Below are 21,325 nucleotides of genomic sequence, written 5' to 3' on the forward strand. Positions count from 1 at the left end.
ATGCCCAGCCCACAATAATATTATACTTATTGTGGGGTGGGCTTCTAGCCTGCCAAGAGTCAACAATATCATTTTGATATTTATTTCAGCCTATTAACAATTTTATCAAATGCGTGACCAGAAATAAAGTCTTAATCATCTACTTGTGCTTAGGTTGAAAATTCGGCAATTCTACAGATGCTAAAGATTTGCGTCCCTTGGGTGGTCGTTGGGGATAAATCAATGGTGAAGGCGATTTATGGTCAGATGTATTTTCATCCAATAACTTTGGCAAAACATCATTAGTGGGTAAATTTGATTCCGTTGTCGGGGAAATATCCAACCAATAATCTTCCATTTCCACAGTATTGATCTGATGGCTAAGAGCGGTAGAAATGATTGGAAATTCCTCTATTAGTGATAGTGGAAAATCTTCCTTTCCAGAATTTTCAGTAGTACCATAAGGATCAATTTCCATCTGCAAATCCTGTTTAATTATTATTTCTGGTTGTGCATAATTTTCCGAAGTAGATACTAAAGTTTCTAAAACAGATATATCACCTTGATGAATATTTACTTTTGCCTGGGTCCCCTCCTCCGTTGCTTCAGATGATGGTGTAATAAAAAACCGATGAATTATCCCTTCTAATTGCTGGTCTAGGGATAATACCCCAGAATCATCTTCAGTTGTTGATGGAGTTGTTGATTCATCAACTTGTGTAGGCTGAGAGATTACTGGTTCTGGATCATGGGGATAATTTTCAGAAGTTGTTGCTGTCGGCTTAACCCAGGAATTATTTACAGACTCATTCAGAGAATCTGTCTCCCCTGTCCAAGGACGAATAGGTTGAGCATTGGGAAACAAAGACCGGGCTTTTCTGGAGAATCGCGTTTGTTTGTGAATCACATCATGGGGATGATGGATATGATCTTCTAAATTTTCATGGCTAGGAATGGGAGTATCTAGACATTTTTCCAAAGCCGATTTAAACTGCATAGTTTGTCGTTGTTGACGCATTAGCCGAGACCGCAATTCACGACAAGTATTTTCCGAGTGTAATAACTGTTGAGACTCTTGACTGTAGTTAGCTTGCAAAAGAGAACATTCTCTTTCCAAATGCGCTAACCGCTGTTGGCTAACTTGCAAATTAGCTTGATAATTTTCAATACAAATTTCTTGTTGTTGAACAGTTTGGACAGCAGTTTCTAACTGCTGATACAGGGAATGAATTTGTTCTTGACCAGCGGAAAGTTCTTGATTTTGTTGGTTAAACATAGATTCCGTCACAGTAGACCGGGTTTTGTGCCATTGCAAAATCTTTTCGGCTTCAGCTAATTCGGTTTTTAACTGCTCTACCTGAGCATAGAGATGATTATTAGCTGTAGTTAATTCTGTATTTAACTTCAGTAATTGCTGAAATTCTAAGTTGATCTGTGCTTGTTGATCAATATTAGGTTCTGCAATCCAGTCTTGTTGGTTGCTGTCTTCCAATTTTTCCATAACTACGGTTTCACATTGACAATCTGTAGTTGGCCGATAGCGTGGCGTTAGCTTGATTAGAGGTAAATTTGTCACGGTCATATTGTGATGATTCACAAATACGTAGCCGTTATCAGTTATTTACACAAAGAAAAATTGACTCTTGATATTCGACAATTGTTAATTATCAGTTGGCAATTGTCAATTACTTAAGGTAGCCAATGGGGATGAAAGCCCACTAATGGCAGTTGTTCTGGTTTAATATCTATGTTGATATTATCAGGGATGGGTAGCAAAGGCATTAACCAAAGACTACTACTAGCAATGGGTTCGCCGTCATCTGTTTTTAAGGTGTTAGCGGGTAGTTGGGCTGTGTTGTTGGTCACGGGAACTACTTGGTCAAATAAGAAGCCTAAACCGTCGGGGGCTAAATGGGTTTGCACATTGCGTTGAGCAGCGGGTAAGAGTAGCAATGGTTTTTGTACTCCTGTTTTTAGGTTAATGGATACCAAGTAAGGCTGTTCTATGTATTGTTCTTTAGAAACCAGTTGTGTAACTAAGCAGTAAAGGTTAGGGGAGGCTGGGTCAAACTGACAGCTAAGAATTGAGCCTGTTGTTTTTAATAGTTGTTTTTGTACGCCTTGGTTGGTGACTAAAAACAAATCTCTTGTATAGTCGGTGTTAAATTTGACCATTGCTGCCTGTGAACCGTCTTTAGAGAAGGCTTGTACTAAGCCAAATTGAGGCAGAAAATCCAGGGGTTTACTGCTGTTACCTTCTAAAGATACAATTGCTGTCCCTTCTCCTTGGGAAACGGCTACGGCTTTGCTGTCGGGGGTGATCAGAAAATCTCCGCCTGGTTGTCCTTGTAATCGTTTTGGGGTGGGTTTTTCGCCGGAATTGTCATTTTGGGTGGATAAGTACCAGAGGGCAAAGTCACCGGGATTATCTCGTTTACCTCTTTGAATAACGATGATTTGTCCATCTGCGGAGAGGTCAAATTTGAGGTTTTGATATTCTTTGTTATCTAAAATTAGGTCAACCTTACCTGGGGCTGCTGTTTCTTGACCAATTTGATTAGGTATGCCTGTGGTTACTGTATAAAGTTGGGCGGAGAGGAGGTCGGGATTTTTGGCGGAACGGGCGGAGAAGAGGATTTTTTCACCATTGGGGAATGGCTCAAAATCCATAACAATTAAGTCTTTGGGAGTAAGGACTTTTTTTTGTTCTTGGGTTAAATTATAAAGTACCAACTGCCCTTGGATTTCTGGCGCAGAGCCAATATAAAGGATGGCGCGATTGCGGGTGGTGAAGTTCCCTGTAAAGGGCTGCATGACGCGGTTTTTCCCTTCGGCTTGAGAGTATTTATCTTTGCCTTGTTCTAATTTGACTTGGTACGTTGTTCCGTAAGGGGCTGGGGTGAGGAGGGTATAGACCATTCTTCTGCCTGTCCAACTAATTTTCCCGGCTAGGGGTGGATCTATTTTTAAGTTCTCCTCAATGCTTTTGAAGTCCATTGGCCGACTAAAGGTGAGGGAGAAGGAGAGATCCTCCGCGCCGATTTGTTGGTTTTCCCAGGTAAAGTTGCGGACGCTAGGTTTGACTACATCGCCTTTCCAGATGATCAATCCGATGAGCATACTCAGTAGGAGCATGACTGCGATCGCAATTCCGTCTAATGGTTGTATAAGTTTATAGGATTTGCTCATCTAACGATTTTGGATTTTGGATTTTAGATTTTAGATTGATGATCCTGACTAATAACTGTAAGGGTTTTGAGGTTGGGGAATTTTTTTAATAGAGTTGGCTTTGATTGTTAATTGACGTTTTTCGGCGACTGTTTGTGTGGTCATTTGTCCTTCTATTTCTAACCATGTATCAGGCGGATACTGTTGCCGTGTTCCAGATATTTGGACTGGTAATCCCACGGGATAAGCATCTGCGGCACAACAACTGAGAACAAATCTGGCTAAAAATATATATTCTTCACTGACGTTAGGTTGATGAATCACAAATCCCTGAACTTTTGCCTTTTGCCCTGTGTATGAGTCCGGTTCAGGATAGACATTCAGTGTGCGTACCCAGTCTACGAGCGATCGCTCTTCTGGGCGAACTGTAGCCCGAAATGCTTGAGGTTGAGCGCGACTAGCACCTGTTGATTCAGTGACACCCCGATCTAGGGCTGTTTGACTGGCAAAGACACGGGGTGTAATCATTAACCCTAAAATTGCCGTTGTTAGTAGTAAAAAACTGCCCCAACCAGGGGGAAATAAGTTAATATGCCCAGGATTAGATATTTGGGGACGGTGACGGTTTTTCCACAGTTGCAATCCTTTGGAAAAACCAATGATTAATAAGGCTATTCCAGCTACAACTACTAACCAAAAGAAGTCCGGGTGGATTAATAAGTAGAGTTTGCCTGTTAGCCAATATTTCAACATGAGAATACCCCAAGCTGTAATGGCTAATACATCTAGCCAAGGGATGAGTTTATTTGGGGCTTTAGTTTGGGAATTCAGCATTTTTGGGTGTCACAGATGATAGAGGCAGGGGGCAGGGAGTAGATGAACAGAAATTATTGACTACCTTTTTCTTAATCTTCAGTTACTATATTCTCACTTTCCCCAAGTTTAAACCCTATACCTCACACCCCACATTTCCGAGATAAAGGAGAAAATTCTGATGAAAATGGGACTGAATCCCAATTAGATCACGTGCAGATTCAGAAATAAGGTAAATAAGAGCGTCAATTGTCCAGCTAAGAAAAATAGATAGATCAGGGCTTTTGGCTTAAAAATTGATAGCATCAAACCAATACCTTTAATATCAATCATCGGTCCAAATACTAAAAATGCTAACAATGACCCGCTAGTAAAAGTGGAAGCAAAAGATAGGGCAAAGAAGGCATCAACTGTAGAGCATATTGATACAACTGCTGCTAATACTAGCATGGCTAAAATTGAGCTAATTGGCCCAGCCCCAAGACTAAGAATCAAGTCACGGGGTGCTAAAACTTGGGTAGCGGCAGCGATCGCACTTCCTAATACCATGACTCCGCCTAATTCCCGGAGTTCTTGGACAATATTATCTAAGAGGGAGCGGAGTTTCTCTGATAAGGGTTTACTGAGGTTAGAAATTGCAGCAACTTCACTGTAATTATTGTCTATGCGTTGTGATGCTCCTGTTCTGCCGCCGAGAATATATGTTCCTGATTGCAATAAATTCGGTGTATTAGTTTGGGGTTGTAATTGAGATTGTTGTCCCCTGCGGGTTGTTTTCGGTGGTGCTGGGGGGTTAAATTTGAGATAACGGGCGATCGCTGGCTGGAGAAAAGGAACTAAATCTGGTTGAAAACTGAAGATAAAACCAATAATAGTCGCAATAGCCAGGGAAAATACCACTCTTAACACTACTATTTCTGGTTGATCGCGGAATGCCGTCCAAGTTGACCAAATTACAATGGGGTTAATTGTTGGTGCTGCTAATAAAAAGCCAATTGCTACCGGTGTGGGTACTCCCTGCATCAATAACCGTCGTGCCACTGGCACATTACCACATTCACAAACTGGAAACAAAAAGCCGATCATACTGCCAAATAAAGCCCCCAATAGGGGATTTTTGGGCATTTTCTCCACCAATTTACTTTCATCAACAAATAGTAGTAATAGACTGGATAAGAACACACCCAGCAGTAAAAATGGCATCGCCTCCACTAGTAGACTGAGAAATATTGTAAAACCATTGTTCAGTTGATTCATGGGCGTTGTATTCAACAGCAGTTCTGAGTTTTAGGGTTTTGTTTTGTCATCTTATTTTTGAGTCACCTATACGGGGATCATTGATGAAACTACTAAAAGTCGATCTCATTATAGTCAGGCAATTATAGCAGTCCCCAATAATTTGTGAAAAAATTCTCTGTTTTCTAACTTTTATTTGGTGAATTTACAACTTAGAGACAATAAATACATACACCAGAATTCAGGTAAACTGAGGCGGAGTAAAGGCTTTGTCTTGTATCTTTCCCCTACTACTCCCCCTACTCCCCTACTCCCCCTACTCCCCAACTCCCCCAACTCCCCCAACTCCCCCAACTCCCCAACTCCCCCAACTCCCCCAACTCCCCCACTCCCCAACTCCCCAACTCCCCCTACTCCCCCTACTCCCCTGCCTCTTTTTACCGACTGACTCTATAAGCGCTCATGGGTTCTTTAATAAAGCGGATGTAAAGATGCCTAAAGGTAGATTTAATCACACGGGGCATAGCAAAATCTATGGGCATTAACTTTTCCGGTAATTGCCAATCTGTAATTTGTAATAAATCAGGGGATAAATTCGGAAAGTGAATATCACTTAATTCTGGACATATTCCCAATCGTTGTGAAGCTGCAACCGTGGGAACTTGTGCAGGTGCAACTTGGAGAACTTCTAACATTGCTCTATCTAAGGCAAATACATTACTTGATGCTGCTAAAATTTCTAAATTCCGAGGTTCTCCCCCACTTGGTCCATTACCTTCATGACCAATAATTCCATCTAAAATTGTTAAAGTTGGATTAATTGCCCTGGCAGTTTCTACTAACATTTCTCCAAATTTGTCAGCATCTTTGCCAGATTCCATGTGCCACCAAGCTTTCATTTTCCCAGGAACACAGCCAAAGAGATTTTTTACTCCTAAAGTTAGAGTTAATTGCATATGAGATTTCACTTTAGGAAGATTAATAATCACATCTGCTTCCATTGCTTCTTTAGATAAAAGCAAGTGATTAAAATTATCGTTTACCGTTTGATAACGTTTACCATGAAATTCCACAAGTGGTAACTTCAGTTCTTCCAAAATTGGTAATAACCCATTGGCTATAGCCACACCCTTAGCACTACCAAAAGCGGGACTATCTCCTAAAAATGGGTTGCCACCAACGGCAATTACCATTTCGGCAACGGCACGCACTAATTCTGGTCTGGTGGTACATTCTTTAGTCGGACGAGAACCGGTGAGTAAGTTGGGTTTGAGTAAAACGCGGTTTCCCGGTTTCACAAAAGCAGCCATACCCCCTAAAGGCTCTAGGAGTGTTTCCAATGATTCTTTTAAAGCTTCCTGTTCGTAAGATTTAGCCCGAATTAGACTCACAGATGGTTTTTGTGTTGACATGGAAAATAATGGCGTTATATTACATTCAGCATTAATACTGTATCAAAAATTCAACTATAGTGGAAAAATTCTTGAAGCCTCGACAAAGATGAAATCTAGAAAACAGTTAAAGTAAGAAGTTTTATGAAATAGTGATTTTGCTAATATTTATTTTATTTCTCAGGGTAGATGAAACAGCTAAAATCACCCTCACAATATTTACGCAACCTATTTGAGAAAAGTATCATCTATTGCTGATTTGTTGAATAGACAACGCGCAAACTTTGGACTAAAATGATGAGAGATGCGATCGCCATTAATAGCCCCCAAAACCAATAAGGTAAAAATAAATACCTCTGCATTTGTCCTGTATCCGATAATCTTAATGGACCTGCAGTATAACTAAATAAATAATCAAGTTGGTGATAGGTACTGACACAAGCCTGCACACCTAAAAATTGAATTGCAAACCCTTGTACCCAAAGAGGTGTTTTTAACGCAATTCCCAATATCATCAAACCTAACAGGGGAATAGCCACAAAGCCAAACCAAGAACGCACCCAAATTAATGTAGACAGCAGTAAAAATCCACCTAAAATTTTTAAACTCAAAGAAGTTGTTTTCCAACTCCCAGAAGCGAGAATTAAGCTGGCACCGGCAATAGGTGGACCCATTGGCCCCGCAGCCGCTACTAAGCCGATACCAAGGTATCCCCATGTGTTACTTAAAGTATAATGAGCTACGCCAGAACCGTTACCAAAAATTTCTAGTTTTTGAAATTGTCCCCCCAACATCAAAGCCATCAAACCGTGACCCATTTCATGAAACCAAGTAGCTAAGATAGAAAATGGGTACAAAATATAATTACCTATGGGTATTTGCCACATAATTGCTGTGACTATAGCCGCTGCTACTAACCAGGTTAGCCCCATTTGTTCTACTTCTGTTGGTGTTTCTTGAGTAAATAAAGGTTTAGAATTTTTACTGGGTTCTCTCATTAGTGACTCTCCTGCGCGTAATTACACCAATTAGCTGAGTATTCTTGAATCTATCCTAATTTACTTCAAGAGGAAGTGTTGATTTCCTGAAATTTATTCCCAAGTGGCTGCATTCCGCAACACACTGGGAATTTCACCTTGCGATAAGGGAAACTCTAACATTGTTTCTTTATAACCTAAATACCCAGATTCAGTAAAAGACAAAAGCATTCGTTCCAGTGCAAACCAAACTTCTGATTCATATTCCCAATCATGATAGCGTCTAGCACGTCCAGCAATGGAACGTAAAGCCCAAAAGTAAGAATTTCTAACTACAGAACCGCCTTTTTTAAATTCTGGTACATCTTCATGATGAATAAATAAAACATTATTTTCAATTCTGGCTCTCATACTCATAAATCAAATATTCTGTAGGGGCGCAGGGTCTGCGCCCCTTGAACCCAAGGACTGCGCCCATTCAATAGCAAGAAAGAAGAAAAAGTTCCTTATTATAGACTTTTATAATAAACCTTTCATCTCATTGCCAGTGCATACCGCTATAGCTGAATGCTTAATTTATTTTCACCTGACTAGCTGCCTTTACTGCCTTTTCTCTAGCTTCTTGAATATCCCCACCTTTTGCTAAAGCCACACCCATGCGACGATAAGGATGAGCAGTAGGTTTACCAAATAACTTAATATCTACATCTTTTTCAGCTAAAGCTTCAGCTACACCAGTAAAAGTAATAGAATCAGATTTTTCCGAAGCTAAAATTACCGCACTTGCAGAAAATCCTAACTGTTCAATATGGGGAATTGGTAAACCTAAAATAGCTCGCAGATGTAATTCAAATTCATTCAAATTCTGAGAAATTAATGTCACCATCCCTGTATCATGGGGTCTGGGAGACAGTTCTGAAAAAATGACTTCATCTTTAGTAATGAAAAATTCAACCCCAAAAATTCCCGCACCACCTAAAGCATCAGTAACTTTTTTAGCAATTTCTTGAGATGCTAAAATTTTATCTTCAGAAATAGCTGCGGGTTGCCAAGATTCTTGATAATCACCTCTTTCTTGACGGTGGCCAATGGGGGAACAGAAAATTGTCGGTGCGTCCCATTGTTTAATAGTTAGTAAAGTAATTTCAATTTCAAAATTAATAAATTCTTCAACAATTACCTTTTGGCTATCACCACGAGAATTAGAAATAGCATAATTCCAAGCTTTTTCTACTTCACTTCTATCATTAACTACAGATTGACCTTTTCCAGAAGATGACATCACAGGTTTGACAACATTGGGAAAACCAATTTTTTCAGAAATAGTAATTAGCTCTTCTAAAGTGACAGCATAACCATATTTAGCAGTTCTAATTCCTAATTCTTGATGTGCTAATTCCCTAATTCTGTCGCGGTTCATGGTGTAATTAGTCGCCGCTGCTGTGGGAATAACTGTAATTCCTCTTTGTTCAAATTCTTGTAATTTTTCGGTTCTAATTGCTTCAATTTCGGGAATAATAAAATCGGGTTGATGTTTATTGACAACCGCTTCTAAATCATCAGCACTTAGCATAGAAATAACTTCTGCACAATCAGCTACCTGCATGGCGGGTGCATCGGCATATCTGTCCACAGCAATGATATAATTGCCTAGACGTTGAGCAGCAATGACAAATTCTTTTCCCAGTTCTCCTGAACCAAGCAGCATTAATTTTTGGGGTAGTTTTAGCTTCTTAATCATAAGTTCGATACCGCAGATGTTGATTTAAATATCTTGTCATTATTTTACATAGTTTGGGGATTTTTGCCGAGGAGGTTGGATAAAAAACAGGACAATTATTCAAAATACTGTTGACAAGTTTCCAAGTTTCGGTTATTGTTTAATTATGGTGGAAATCTGTGCGCCCATATATATAGGGTTTTGTTGTCCCGGAAGTATTTTTGTCAGAATCAGGATGTCCAGGATTTGAGGATTTTCAGGATGTTGTTGGATGATTTTATTTTGTCAGAATCAGGATATCCAGGATTTGAGGATTTTCAGGATGTTGTTGGATGATTTTTGGTGGGAGTTTGAGGTTTTATTTGTCAGAATCAGGATGTCCAGGATTTGAGGATTTTCAGGATGTTGTTGGATGATTTTTGGTGGGGAGTTGATGATTTTTTTTGTCAGAATCAGGATGTCCAGGATTTGAGGATTTTCAGGATGTTGTTGGATGATTTTTGGTGGGGAGTTGGTTTTTTTTAGGATGTTTTTGAATGATTGTTTTTGAATAATTTAAACCATCTATAAATTACCATCCTGTTAATCCTTTAATCCTGGTTATCCTGATTCAGACAATATCAATGGTGCGTTGCGTCGCGTAGTTAATTTATGTGTACATTTTATAATCTTTTGGTTATCCTAACGCACCCTACAAGCTATTCATAAACTTTACTTCTATGGGCAATAAAAACAACTGTTACCATTTTTAAATCATCATTAACTTCATAAATAACTCTATAGTCACCTACTCGATAACGATAATAACCTGATAACTCACCTTTGAGAGATTTTATATTAGGATGATTACGAGGATTAATTTTTAAACGATCAAAACATCTGTCTAACTTCCGTTGTAAGATGGCAGAAGCAGATTCAAAAAACTCCCCTGCATCAATACTAATAACAACAGTATAATTAATATTTTCGTTTAAGTTGGTCAACAGTAATCACCTTTCCTTGTTTTACGTTTTCTCTAGCATGATCAAAATTTTCTTTAAATCCTACGATTTCTAATAACTCTTGAGTAGCATCATCTTCTCTTGTTGCTAGATATGCTAAAAAATCAACTGCTACTAGTAATTTTTCAGGTGACAGTTGTTCAACATATTCTTGGATTTGTTCACGAAGTTCTAGTGTATTCATAGATTATTTTGATTATTTACCCAATTTGATCATATCTTATTCTGTAATATTCTGAATCAGGATATCCAGGATGTAAAGATTTACAGGATGTTATTAGATGATTTTTGGTGGGAGTTGGTGATTTTTTTTGTCTGAATCAGGATATCCAGGATTTGAGGATGTACAGGATGTGATTGGATGATTGTTTTTTGGAAGTTGTTTTTTTTCAGGATGTTTTTGAATGATTGTTTTTGAATAATTTAAACCATCTATAAATTACCATCCTGTACATCCTTAAATCCCGGTTATCCTGATTCTGACAAATGCAAATTTCATCACCAAACAAACCATCTATAAATTACCATCCTGTTAATCCTTTAATCCTGGTTATCCTGATTCAGACAAATACAACTTTCATCACCAAACAAACCATCTATAAATTACCATCCTGTTAATCCTTTAATCCTGGACATCCTGATTCAGACAAATACAACTTTCATCACCAAACAAACCATCTATAAATTACCATCCTGTACATCCTTTAATCCTGGACATCCTGATTCAGACCAATACAACTTTCATCACCAAACAAACCATCTATAAACTACCATCCTGTACATCCTTTAATCCTGGTTATCCTGATTCAGACTTAATAATTTTCTGTAACCCTTAAATATTACAGTTTACAAGTCTCGACGCGAGAGAAGAACACGTCCAACCATCAAAAACTCCCCCAAGTGAATACCATTCCCCCACGCCCACGCCGCAAATAATTCACCACACACCCCAGTGGGGAGGTGGCCTTCTGGTGCTTTCTTGTCAAAAGTAATATCCTCGGAGTACAACCAGTAGCCTCCTTTTCTGCATCCTACATTGTCCCCGAACTTCTCCCATATTTCCTCATTATATTCTCTCCTTCCACCGAAACTTTGATAAATTCGTTTCTGCACAGAAAAACCAAACTTACCACCACTGTATTTTACCCACAACTGGTCAATGGTGCGGAGGTCTTCACAGGGAAAATTATCAATACTTTCAACATCTAACCAACCTTCCTTTTCCCGTTTCGCAACCGCTAACATCACCCGTTTTGTTTGGTCGTCTGCTTCCTTCCATTTCCCTTGTGCGAGGTAGTCACGCAGTTTCCTGTAGTCCATTCCACAGGATGATTTTAGTCCCCCCTCCTCGCTTGCGGGGAGGGGGTTAGGGGGTGGGGTTCTTCTCGGTTGAACAACCAAACCCAAATTTTCCCGAAACTTCAAAACCGTCGGAGTCCGGTTTTCCGGTTCTATTTCCATACCCTGCAAAATAGCATCATTCACCCTCTGACTAATGCGAGAATTATAATGTTTTGGCGCTGGTAAAGGTTCATTCTCATATTTCCGGTTTTGCGCGGGTACTGGACTAACTTCCCCCTCTTTGTTGAGTCCATCAGCCGTCAGCAGATAATATAAAGTAGCAGCTAAAGCGTAAACATCGGTATGGGGTCCAAAACTCCCTTTGCGACGATATTGTTCAATAGGTGCATAACCTTCTGTTAAAGCATTTGTCATGCTTTTAGTAGCAATACTGCGAGTTAAACCAAAATCAATTAAAACCGCTTCTTGTTTATTTTGTCGTAAAAGAATATTTGCAGGTTTAATGTCCCGGTGTAAACTGCCTTTGGCGTGAATATATTCTAAAGCCTGACCAATTTGATCTATATATAATAGTGCTTCGCTTTCGGCAAGTTGTCCGTTTTGTCGAAGATGTTGAAATAAAGTTACTCCATCAATATATTCCATCACCACGCCAAAAAGCTCACCTGCTTGAATGACTTCATGGACTTTGAGAATATGCCTATGATCAAAACCTTTAATTGTCAAGGCTTCGTTAATAAACTTAACCTGCTGTTCTGGAAAGTCCTCTCGCAATTGCATTTGCTGATTGAGGGTTTTAATGGCATATAATTTACCCGTGCTGGGTTCTAAGGCTTTGTAGGTAGTTCCAAAACCACCACTACCCAAGGGTTTACCCTGAATGATAAATCTACCGTTATTGATTTGCTGCCCTGGTTGCCAAATAATCATACCCTTGATAGTAGATACGGTGGAGATGAATCTAATTATATCATTGCGTTAGATCCCCGACTTCTTGAAGAAGTCGGGGATCTTGTCCTGGATGTTATAATATCAAAATATTTAAATCATCAGGAGTGGCAATGATGTTGTTAGAATTAAAGCGCATTCATGTACCACCAGGACAAAGAGTTATATTAGAAAATGTGACTTGGAAAGAATTAGAAACAATTATTGAAGAATTGGGAGAACATCGTGCCGCGCGAATTGCTTATGATAGGGGAAGATTAGAAATTATGAGTCCTTTACCAGAACATGAAGACGATAAAGAAATTATTAGCGATTTAGTTAAGGCTTTATTAGAAGAACTAAATATTGAGTTTAGATGTCTTGGTTCTACGACCTTTAAAAATCAATTTATGGCACAAGGTATAGAACCTGATCAATGTTTTTATATTAAAAATGAAGCTGTAATTCGGGGTAAAAAAAGATTAGATTTAACAATTGACCCTCCTCCAGATTTAGCTTTGGAAATTGATATTACTTCCCGTACCCATTTGAACATATATCAAGGTTTGAAAGTTCCTGAAGTATGGCGGTTTGAAAACGGAATTTTGCGAATTAATATTTTACAAGATGGTGTTTATGTGGAATCGAAATCTAGTTTAAATTTTCCTGATTTACCTTTAATTGAAGTCATTCCTCAATATTTAGAAAAAAGTCGAACTATAGGAAGAAATGCAACATTAAAGGCTTTCAGAAGTTGGGTGAATAGTTGATGATATATCTAGGAATTTTAATTGTGTGAATCAGGATGTCCAGGATTTGAGGATTTTCGGGATGTTGTTGGATGATTTTTGGTGGGAGTTTGAGGTTTTTTTGTCTGAATGAGGATGTCCAGGATTTGAGGATTTTCGGGATGTTGTTGGATGATTTTTGGTGGGAGTTTGAGGTTTTTTTGTCTGAATCAGGATGTCCAGGATTTGAGGATTTTCAGGATGTTGTTGGATGATTTTTGGTGGGGAGTTGATGATTTTTTTGTCTGAATCAGGATGTCCAGGATTTGAGGATTTTCAGGATGTTGTTGGATGATTTTTGGTGGGAGTTTGAGGTTTTTTTGTCTGAATGAGGATGTCCAGGATTTGAGGATTTTCGGGATGTTGTTGGATGATTTTTGGTGGGAGTTTGAGGTTTTTTTGTCTGAATCAGGATGTCCAGGATTTGAGGATTTTCAGGATGTTGTTGGATGATTTTTGGTGGGGAGTTGATGATTTTTTTGTCTGAATCAGGATGTCCAGGATTTGAGGATTTTCAGGATGTTGTTGGATGATTTTTGGTGGGGAGTTGGTGATTTTTTTGTCTGAATCAGGATGTCCAGGATTTGAGGATTTTCAGGATGTTGTTGGATGATTTTTGGTGGGGAGTTGGTGATTTTTTTGTCTGAATCAGGATGTCCAGGATTTGAGGATTTTCAGGATGTTGTTGGATGATTTTTGGTGGGGAGTTGATGATTTTTCAGGATGTTTTTGAATGATTGTTTTCGAATAATTTAAACCATCTATAAACTACTATCCTGTTAATCCTTTAATCCTGGTTATCCTGATTCAGACAAATACAACTTTCATCACCAACAAACCATCTATAAACTAATATCCTGAAAATCCTTTAATCCTGGATATCCTGATTCAGACAAATACAACTTTCATCACCAACAAACCATCTATGAACTAATATCCTGTACATCCTAAAATCCTGGTTATCCTGATTCAGACAAATACAAGTTTCATCACCAACAAACCATCTATGAACTAATATCCTGAAAATCCTTTAATCCTGGATATCCTGATTCTGACAATTGAGAGAGAGATTCATATCCCCGACTTCTTAAAGAAGTCGGGGATATGAAAGGTTAAGCAACAACTTCTACTGGTTTTGCTTCTGGTAACAACCGCTTTACACCTTGCTTGACAAAAGCTTCCAAAACAGCCATTTTTTGATTTTGCTGGAATACAGTTTGCAAAACTTGATGCAGTTTGTCGAGATTTAAAGCGCTTCCCGATTCTAAAGCAATTTCTTGCTGTTCAAAATATTCAACTAAACTTAATCCGGCTACTCTGGTTAGGTAAGCAGCGCTAACTCCTTCTACCATTCCCCCAGCGACAAAGGTAGCAACATTAGTTTTCATAATACCCGTTACAGCCCTAGTGGAAAGTTCCACTAAACCTAATTTCAACATCAAACTTCCCATAGTTCCAGCTACTTGTTGCGCTTGTTCTAAGGAAATTTTCTGCTGATATATATTACCTAAATCTATCACCATTTGAGCCGTAATCGCCGCAGTTGCGAGAATATCTAAAGCAGGTACAGGGTTAGCAAATGCCGCCGCCGCTGCAATCCACTGATATTGTTCTACAAAGGGTGTAGCTTGATCTCTTCTCACACCATTTAAACAATTTTTAGCTTCAGCTTTCAGTAATAATACTCTGTGATTTGTAGTATTACAAACTAGCTGTTCTCTCTGCTGTCCCACAACTTCCCCTATTTGTTGTGTCAACTGCTGGATATCTGGCGTTGGTTGTTCCATCCATTCTTGGAAAGAACCATCTTCTTGATGTTTTCGCACTTTCACCGGTACGGGAGAAGCCGCAGTCCCAACTACATTTGCACCAATGCGCTGCTTTAATGATTGGAAAACTGTAGCGCGTTGATCAGGTTGATATTGATCCTGTTTGTTGAAAACCAGCAAACTTGGTTGTTTTACAGCTTTTAGCTGTTGTAAAACCTGAAATTCTGAATCTGTTAAATCACCGTTTGTCAGAAATAAGACAAAATCAGATTTCTGCATTTCTGATAAGGTAACAACATCGGAGTTTTCACCAACTACCGAAAACAAAGGCGCTGTTTCCGAAAAATGTAAAGACAGTCCCGGAAGACTTGGGGAAGTTTTTAGAACTTTAATAACTGTACTTTTACCTACGGATTTCCCACCAGTAACGGCAATGAATATTTCCTTTCTATTCAATTCTAAGGGCAATTTAGCCAGTTTTTCGCGGAGAATTGCCAGGTGAGGATGATTGGCTGCTTCTTGAGAAAGCTGATTAATTATTACTTCTGTTTGAGCGATCGCTTGTTCCACAACCGTTCTAGCTGCAACTATATCATTTAGCTGTTCACCTAATTGGGGCTGATTTTTTTTCAATAACCACAAACCCCCACCGACGGCTAAAGCACTCAGGAGTCCGAATTCTCCCACTTGCACTATTGAATTATGCCAACTGTCTAACATCCACAGGGAGAACGATAGTCCTAGTCCTCCCACTAATATTGGTCGCTGTAACTTCACAATTGTGATTCTCCACACGAGGAAAAAGCTTTTACTTCACTTTAGTCGAAAACCTGCTACTCAGATTGCGGTTGGTGAACAAACATCTTTTGATGTTGGAGATTTGCAAGCAGCTAAAATCATGTTTCTGCTATGTATAAACAATACATCAATTTTTCTTGATTAATTTGGATATCTGATGGTAAGGTAAATATTGACATATCAACTTTTTTTGAGATAATAAGTACATAGGATCAAAAGTCTGCTCACTAATTATACAGGTGAAATCAGTGAATAAAACAGCAAGCCAATTAGTCTTAACTTTCGGAATACTAGCATTGACAAGCAGTTTTACAAATACGCTTGGTCTTGCCCAAAATATTCAAAAACCAAATGAAGCGACAAAAGTTACTAACTCTGCCACTGACGCACTTATTAAAGTAGATGGTTCTAGTACCGTATATCCCATTACCCAGTCCATAGCTAAAGCATACCAAGCCAACCTAAAAAATAATGGTCAAATACAAGTAAATATTTCTGGTACTAGCGGTGGATTTGAAAAATTTTGTACTCGTAAAATAGATATCAGTAATGCTTCTCGACCAATTAACCAGTCAGAAATGGCAGCTTGCAAGAAAAATGGCGTAAGTTACATGGAATTACCCATAGCTTTTGATGCCGTAACCATTGCTGTTAACCCCCAAAACACTTGGGCAAAAGACATTACAGTAGCCGAATTGAAAAAAATCTGGGAACCTGCGGCTGAAGGAAAAATTACAAAATGGAATCAAGTCCGAGATTCTTGGCCAGACCGCCCAATTAAATTATATGGTCCCGGTGGTAAGTCTGGAACTTATGATTATTTTACCGAAGCAATTGTCGGTAAAGCCAAAGCCAGTCGCAAAGATTACACAGCCAGTGAAAATGATGAAGTTTTAGTTACTGGTGTTAATAAAGATCCTAATGCTTTGGGTTATGGGGATTTTTCAGGATGTTTTTGAATGATTGTTTTTGAATAATTTAAACCGTCTATAAATTACCATCCTGTACATCCTTTAATCCTGGATATCCTGATTCAGACAAATGCAATTTTCATCACCAAACAAACCATCTATAAATTACCATCCTGTAAATCCTTTAATCCTGGATATCCTGATTCTGACTTAATATTTTTCTGTAACCCTTAAATGTTACAGTTTACAAGTCTCGACGCGAGAGAAGAAACCCACAACTCGAAGACCACCCACACCGTCTCTCTTCCCACCCAAAGTATCCGTACCTCAACGCATAGTAATCTGGTGTATTGAATTCAACATTATTATAAATCCAATCATTAAATGCATAGTGAACTTAATTTAAATATATCATTGCGTTGCGTTATATCCCCGACTTCTTGAAGAAGTCGGGGATATGAAAGGTTAAACTACAACTTCTGCTGATTTTGCTTCTGGTAACAACCGCCTTATACCTTGCTGTTCAAAATATGCACTAAACTTAATCCGGCTACTCTGGTTAAGTAAGTAGCTTGGATTAGTTGATTAATTGTTACTTTGGTTTGGGCGATCGCTCTTTCCACAAACGTTCTATCTGCAACCAGGAAAAAGCTTTTACTTCACTTTAGTCCAAAACCCGTTACTCGGATTGAGGTTGGTGAACAAACGTCTGCTAATGCTGGAAACTAGCAAGCTGCTAAAAACGTTTTTTCTGCTGTGTATAAACAATACATCAATTTTCCTTGATTAATGTTTACATCTGATGCTAGAGTCAATATTAACATATCAACTTTTTTTGAAATGACAATTAAAGTAGGAATTAATGGATTCGGACGCATGGGCAGGTTGTCCGTTCGTGCTGCTTGGGATTGGCCAGAAATAGAATTTGTTCACATTAATGAAACCAAAGGCGGAACAGAAGCCGCAGCACATTTACTCAAATTTGATTCTGTACATGGGCGTTGGACACCAGAAGTAGAAGCGGTCGAAAACCAAGTTGTTATTGATGGTAAATCTCTCAGTTTTACTGAATATTCTCAACCGGGTGAAGTTCCTTGGGAAGATTTTGGGGTTGATATAGTTTTGGAATGTTCTGGTAAGTTTAGAACTCCCGCTACTCTTGACCCTTATTTTAAAAGAGGTGTGCAGAAGGTAATTGTGGCTGCACCTGTTAAACAAGAGGCTTTAAACATTGTCATGGGGGTAAATGATCACCTCTATGAACCTGATAAGCATCATTTATTAACAGCAGCTTCTTGTACTACTAATTGTTTAGCCCCAGTCGTAAAAGTAATTCATGAAGGTTTAGGAATTAAACATGGAGTAATTACCACAATTCACGACAATACTAATACTCAAACTATTGTAGATGCACCTCATAAAGATTTGCGTCGGGCTAGGGCTACAAGTATGTCATTAATTCCCACTAGCACAGGTTCAGCCACAGCTATTGGGTTAATTTATCCAGAATTGAATGGTAAATTAAATGGTTTAGCCGTGCGTGTACCTTTGTTAAATGCTTCTCTCACAGATTGTGTATTTGAAGTTGTGCGTCCGACAACAATAGCCGAAGTTAATGATTTATTAAAAACTGCATCTGCACAAGAACCATTAATAGGAATTTTGGGTTATGAAGAACGTCCTTTAGTTTCTATTGATTATAAAGATGATCCTCGTTCTGCAATTATTGATGCCCTTTCGACAATGGTTATCAACGAAACTCAGGTGAAAATCTTGGCTTGGTATGACAATGAATGGGGTTATGTTAACCGCATGACTGAATTAGCGCGAAAGGTGGCTTTAAGTTTGCAAAAATAATGGTTTTCCAGGGGTGGGTTTTCTGTCCTACCCCATAAGGATTTTTGCACGCAGAGGCGCAGAGACGGAGAGAGAATTTTAGTTTGTATTTACGATTTTGAACTTTTAATCATGGCTTCTACTACTGCTTCTAATTCTAATTTCAAGAATTATATTCTGGTGACACTGGCATACTGGGGCTTCACTTTGACTGATGGGGCTTTGCGAATGTTGGTTTTGCTCTATTTTAATAAAATTGGTTATACACCTATTCAAATTGCCTCTCTGTTCCTGTTTTACGAGGTATTTGGAATTGTTACAAACTTTCTCGGCGGTTGGATTGGTTCCCAGTTTGGGTTAAAAGTAACTCTTTATACTGGGATTGGATTACAGGTGTTTTCTTTAATTATGCTGTCTTTTCTGAATCCAGGGTGGGCGCAGTGGCTTTCAGTCCTTTATGTGATGGTTGCACAGGCATTTTCGGGAATTGCTAAGGACTTAACGAAGATGAGTTCTAAAAGCGCCATTCGCTTGGTTGTGCCTCAAGATGCCCAATCTTCTTTGTTTAAGTGGGTGGCTGTACTCACAGGTTCTAAGAATGCTTTGAAAGGTGTTGGTTTCTTTCTTGGTAGCGCCCTTCTCAGTTCTGTGGGTTTTATTAATTCCCTATGGATTATGGCTGGGGGACTGGCTTTAATTATGTTTTCTGGGTTAATGCTGCCCAAAGCCATGGGTAAAATCAAGAAAAAGGTCAAATTTAGCCAACTTTTCTCTAAAAGCGCAGAAATAAATATTCTCTCGGCGGCGCGATTCTTTTTATTTGGATCTAGAGATGTATGGTTTGTTGTGGCTTTACCAGTGTTTTTACGTGGGACTTTGGGCTGGTCTTTTTATCAAGTGGGGGGATTTTTAGCTTGTTGGGTGATTGGTTATGGGATTATTCAATTTTTAGCACCAACACTCATGCAGCGATTTGGTTCTGGTCGTCCACCTCAATCTCAAACTATTCGATTCTGGACATTTACATTAACGGCTGTTCCTGGTGCGATCGCTCTGGCATTACAATTAGGTTTACCCGCTAATATCGTAATTATTGCTGGACTTCTCGTTTTTGGTGTCGTATTTGCTTTCAATTCCGCTGTCCATTCCTATCTGGTTTTAGCATTTACTGATGATGATAAGGTCGCTTTAAATGTGGGTTTTTACTATATGGCAAACTCCGGTGGTCGTCTTGTGGGTACAGTTTTATCCGGTTTGGTTTATCAAATATTTGGCTTAGTTGGTTGTCTGTGGACATCAATGTTTTTCGTATTCGCAGCAGGTTTAGTTTCTCTGAAGTTACCTAATCCTCAACCTAGTAAATCTATAGCTTGGAAAGCTGGAGACGGAGAATAATATTTCCCAGTCTAAAGATATGCTATGTAAACAGGTATATCCTACTCTAGTTGGATGACTCCAAAATTTATTTGATTTTAAATATGGTAGTAGGCAATTGGTGACAGTTTTTGCCTCTTGCCTAAATACTAATTTGTAATAAATACAGATTTTATAATGACAACAAGATCCCCGACTTCTCTAAGAAGTCGGGGATCTGAAACTAACATTTATAAAGGTTAATTAAGTGGAATATGTAACTAAACAACCGACTATAAAACGCCTTTCTTTTCTGGATCGCTTTTTGACATTGTGGATATTTCTGGCAATGGCAACTGGAGTGGGTTTAGGCTATTTTTTCCCCACAATAGAAGTTTTTATCAATCATTTCCAAATAGGAACAACCAACATTCCCATTGCTATTGGTTTAATTTTGATGATGTACCCACCCTTAGCAAAGGTAAAATATGAAGAATTAGGAGATGTATTTCGTAATAAAAAAATTCTCGGACTATCATTATCGCTAACTTGGATAATTGCCCCAATTGTAATGTTTACACTTGCTATTCTTTTTTTACGCGATAAACCTGAATATATGACTGGGTTAATCATGGTGGGAATAGCCCCTTGTATTGCTATGGTAATTGTCTGGAGTGACTTAGCTAAAGGAGATACTGAATATACAGCCGGACTGGTTGCTTTTAATAGTATTTTTCAAATTCTCTTTTACAGCGTTTATGCTTGGTTTTTCCTGACTATTTTACCGCCTTTATTTGGCGTACAAGGAACTATTGTAAATATCAGTATTAGGGAAATTGCTAACAGCGTTTTTATCTATTTAGGTATTCCTTTTCTGGCTGGATTTATGACTCGCCTTATTTTAGTGAAAGCTAAAGGTAAGCAGTGGTATAATCAAGAATTTATTCCAAAAATCAGCCCCATAACTTTAATTGCTCTCTTATTTACCATCATGGTAATGTTTAGTTTAAAGGGTAATTTAATTGTGCAGATTCCTCTGGATGTTGTCCGCATTGCCATTCCGTTAATTATCTATTTCCTATTCATGTTTTTGAGTGCTTTTTACCTAGCATGGAAAATCAAAGCCGACTATGCAAAAGCTGCTAGTGTGGCATTTACTGCTGCTGGTAATAATTTTGAATTAGCAATAGCTGTAGCTATTTCTGTATTCGGAATTAAATCTGGTGTGGCTTTTGCTGCTGTCATTGGACCATTGGTAGAAGTGCCAGTCTTAATTAGTTTAGTCAATGTATCTTTCTGGATTAAGAAACATTTTTTTAGGTTATCTCCACCAGTAGGATTATAATTAAATACGTT

Annotated in this window: 16 protein-coding genes and 1 pseudogene; 5 read left to right on the forward strand and 12 right to left on the reverse strand. The window is 38.6% G+C overall.

Annotated features, from left to right (window positions below):
• Positions 1-139: 139 nt before the first annotated feature.
• From AA650_RS12700 to AA650_RS12750, 11 genes are all read right to left on the reverse strand, one after another.
• Positions 140-1,561, reverse strand: coding sequence for a hypothetical protein (locus tag AA650_RS12700; protein ID WP_199924239.1), 1,422 nt, complete (start codon positions 1,559-1,561; stop codon positions 140-142).
• 107 nt (positions 1,562-1,668) lie between these two features.
• Positions 1,669-3,168: an Ig-like domain-containing protein gene (locus tag AA650_RS12705; RefSeq protein WP_053539299.1), complete on the reverse strand. Its 1,500-nt coding sequence runs from the start codon at positions 3,166-3,168 to the stop codon at positions 1,669-1,671.
• A 48-nt stretch (positions 3,169-3,216) separates the two neighbouring features.
• The gene (locus AA650_RS12710) at positions 3,217-3,981 is read right to left on the reverse strand and encodes a TIGR03943 family putative permease subunit (RefSeq protein ID WP_053539300.1); all 765 of its coding nucleotides are present in this window, start codon (positions 3,979-3,981) and stop codon (positions 3,217-3,219) included.
• A 183-nt stretch (positions 3,982-4,164) separates the two neighbouring features.
• Complete coding sequence (locus AA650_RS12715) at positions 4,165-5,217, reverse strand: permease (RefSeq protein WP_053539301.1); 1,053 nt, start codon at positions 5,215-5,217, stop codon at positions 4,165-4,167.
• 416 nt (positions 5,218-5,633) lie between these two features.
• Positions 5,634-6,608 carry a DUF362 domain-containing protein gene (locus AA650_RS12720; protein WP_053539302.1) on the reverse strand — a complete coding sequence of 325 codons (975 nt, stop codon included), beginning with the start codon at positions 6,606-6,608 and terminating at the stop codon, positions 5,634-5,636.
• Between the two features lie 227 nt (positions 6,609-6,835).
• Positions 6,836-7,585, reverse strand: coding sequence for a M50 family metallopeptidase (locus AA650_RS12725; RefSeq protein ID WP_053539303.1), 750 nt, complete (start codon positions 7,583-7,585; stop codon positions 6,836-6,838).
• A gap of 93 nt (positions 7,586-7,678) precedes the next feature.
• Positions 7,679-7,975, reverse strand: coding sequence for a hypothetical protein (locus tag AA650_RS12730; protein WP_027403863.1), 297 nt, complete (start codon positions 7,973-7,975; stop codon positions 7,679-7,681).
• 160 nt (positions 7,976-8,135) lie between these two features.
• Positions 8,136-9,305 (reverse strand): formate-dependent phosphoribosylglycinamide formyltransferase, encoded by a 1,170-nt coding sequence (purT, locus tag AA650_RS12735; RefSeq protein ID WP_053539304.1) that lies wholly within the window; start codon positions 9,303-9,305, stop codon positions 8,136-8,138.
• A 677-nt stretch (positions 9,306-9,982) separates the two neighbouring features.
• Complete coding sequence (locus AA650_RS12740) at positions 9,983-10,267, reverse strand: type II toxin-antitoxin system RelE family toxin (protein WP_053539305.1); 285 nt, start codon at positions 10,265-10,267, stop codon at positions 9,983-9,985.
• A complete protein-coding gene (locus AA650_RS12745; RefSeq protein ID WP_027403866.1) occupies positions 10,242-10,469 on the reverse strand; it encodes a hypothetical protein in 228 nt (75 codons plus the stop codon). Before AA650_RS12745 ends, AA650_RS12740 begins: the two co-directional genes overlap by 26 nt.
• A gap of 662 nt (positions 10,470-11,131) precedes the next feature.
• On the reverse strand, positions 11,132-12,517 hold the full coding sequence (locus tag AA650_RS12750; RefSeq protein WP_234413178.1) for a serine/threonine-protein kinase: 1,386 nt from the start codon (positions 12,515-12,517) through the stop codon (positions 11,132-11,134).
• 134 nt (positions 12,518-12,651) lie between these two features.
• Between AA650_RS12750 and AA650_RS12755 the strand changes: the two genes are divergently transcribed.
• Positions 12,652-13,284: a Uma2 family endonuclease gene (locus AA650_RS12755; protein WP_027403870.1), complete on the forward strand. Its 633-nt coding sequence runs from the start codon at positions 12,652-12,654 to the stop codon at positions 13,282-13,284.
• A 1,130-nt stretch (positions 13,285-14,414) separates the two neighbouring features.
• Here the strand turns inward: AA650_RS12755 and AA650_RS12760 are convergent.
• Entirely contained in the window at positions 14,415-15,848 is a 1,434-nt protein-coding gene (locus AA650_RS12760) for a slr1306 family protein (RefSeq protein ID WP_081424365.1), read from the reverse strand.
• A 269-nt stretch (positions 15,849-16,117) separates the two neighbouring features.
• On the opposite strand from AA650_RS12760, the pseudogene AA650_RS12765 reads away from it, so the two are divergent.
• From AA650_RS12765 to arsB, 4 genes and pseudogenes are all read left to right on the forward strand, one after another.
• Positions 16,118-16,804: pseudogene (locus tag AA650_RS12765) on the forward strand (phosphate ABC transporter substrate-binding protein PstS family protein); the annotation flags it as partial.
• Between the two features lie 816 nt (positions 16,805-17,620).
• Positions 17,621-18,637 carry an ArsJ-associated glyceraldehyde-3-phosphate dehydrogenase gene (locus tag AA650_RS12770; RefSeq protein WP_053541282.1) on the forward strand — a complete coding sequence of 339 codons (1,017 nt, stop codon included), beginning with the start codon at positions 17,621-17,623 and terminating at the stop codon, positions 18,635-18,637.
• Positions 18,638-18,748: 111 nt separating this feature from the next.
• A complete protein-coding gene (gene arsJ / locus AA650_RS12775) occupies positions 18,749-20,011 on the forward strand; it encodes an organoarsenical effux MFS transporter ArsJ (RefSeq protein WP_053539306.1) in 1,263 nt (420 codons plus the stop codon).
• Between the two features lie 226 nt (positions 20,012-20,237).
• The gene (gene arsB / locus AA650_RS12780; RefSeq protein WP_053539307.1) at positions 20,238-21,314 is read left to right on the forward strand and encodes an ACR3 family arsenite efflux transporter; all 1,077 of its coding nucleotides are present in this window, start codon (positions 20,238-20,240) and stop codon (positions 21,312-21,314) included.
• Positions 21,315-21,325 lie beyond the last annotated feature (11 nt).

Origin of the sequence: Anabaena sp. WA102 (assembly GCF_001277295.1) — a bacterium.
Taxonomy (GTDB): Bacteria; Cyanobacteriota; Cyanobacteriia; order Cyanobacteriales; family Nostocaceae; genus Dolichospermum; species Dolichospermum heterosporum.

What these genes read in the sequence shown, in the direction of transcription:
- AA650_RS12700 (WP_199924239.1), bottom strand. Translation starts at nt 1,561, where the DNA reads ATGACCGTGACAAATTTACCTCTAATCAAGCTAACGCCACGCTATCGG.
- AA650_RS12705 (WP_053539299.1), bottom strand. Translation starts at nt 3,168, where the DNA reads ATGAGCAAATCCTATAAACTTATACAACCATTAGACGGAATTGCGATC.
- AA650_RS12710 (WP_053539300.1), bottom strand. Translation starts at nt 3,981, where the DNA reads ATGCTGAATTCCCAAACTAAAGCCCCAAATAAACTCATCCCTTGGCTA.
- AA650_RS12715 (WP_053539301.1), bottom strand. Translation starts at nt 5,217, where the DNA reads ATGAATCAACTGAACAATGGTTTTACAATATTTCTCAGTCTACTAGTG.
- AA650_RS12720 (WP_053539302.1), bottom strand. Translation starts at nt 6,608, where the DNA reads ATGTCAACACAAAAACCATCTGTGAGTCTAATTCGGGCTAAATCTTAC.
- AA650_RS12725 (WP_053539303.1), bottom strand. Translation starts at nt 7,585, where the DNA reads ATGAGAGAACCCAGTAAAAATTCTAAACCTTTATTTACTCAAGAAACA.
- AA650_RS12730 (WP_027403863.1), bottom strand. Translation starts at nt 7,975, where the DNA reads ATGAGAGCCAGAATTGAAAATAATGTTTTATTTATTCATCATGAAGAT.
- purT (WP_053539304.1), bottom strand. Translation starts at nt 9,305, where the DNA reads ATGATTAAGAAGCTAAAACTACCCCAAAAATTAATGCTGCTTGGTTCA.
- AA650_RS12745 (WP_027403866.1), bottom strand. Translation starts at nt 10,469, where the DNA reads ATGAATACACTAGAACTTCGTGAACAAATCCAAGAATATGTTGAACAA.
- AA650_RS12750 (WP_234413178.1), bottom strand. Translation starts at nt 12,517, where the DNA reads ATGATTATTTGGCAACCAGGGCAGCAAATCAATAACGGTAGATTTATC.
- AA650_RS12755 (WP_027403870.1), top strand. Translation starts at nt 12,652, where the DNA reads ATGTTGTTAGAATTAAAGCGCATTCATGTACCACCAGGACAAAGAGTT.
- AA650_RS12770 (WP_053541282.1), top strand. Translation starts at nt 17,621, where the DNA reads ATGACAATTAAAGTAGGAATTAATGGATTCGGACGCATGGGCAGGTTG.
- arsJ (WP_053539306.1), top strand. Translation starts at nt 18,749, where the DNA reads ATGGCTTCTACTACTGCTTCTAATTCTAATTTCAAGAATTATATTCTG.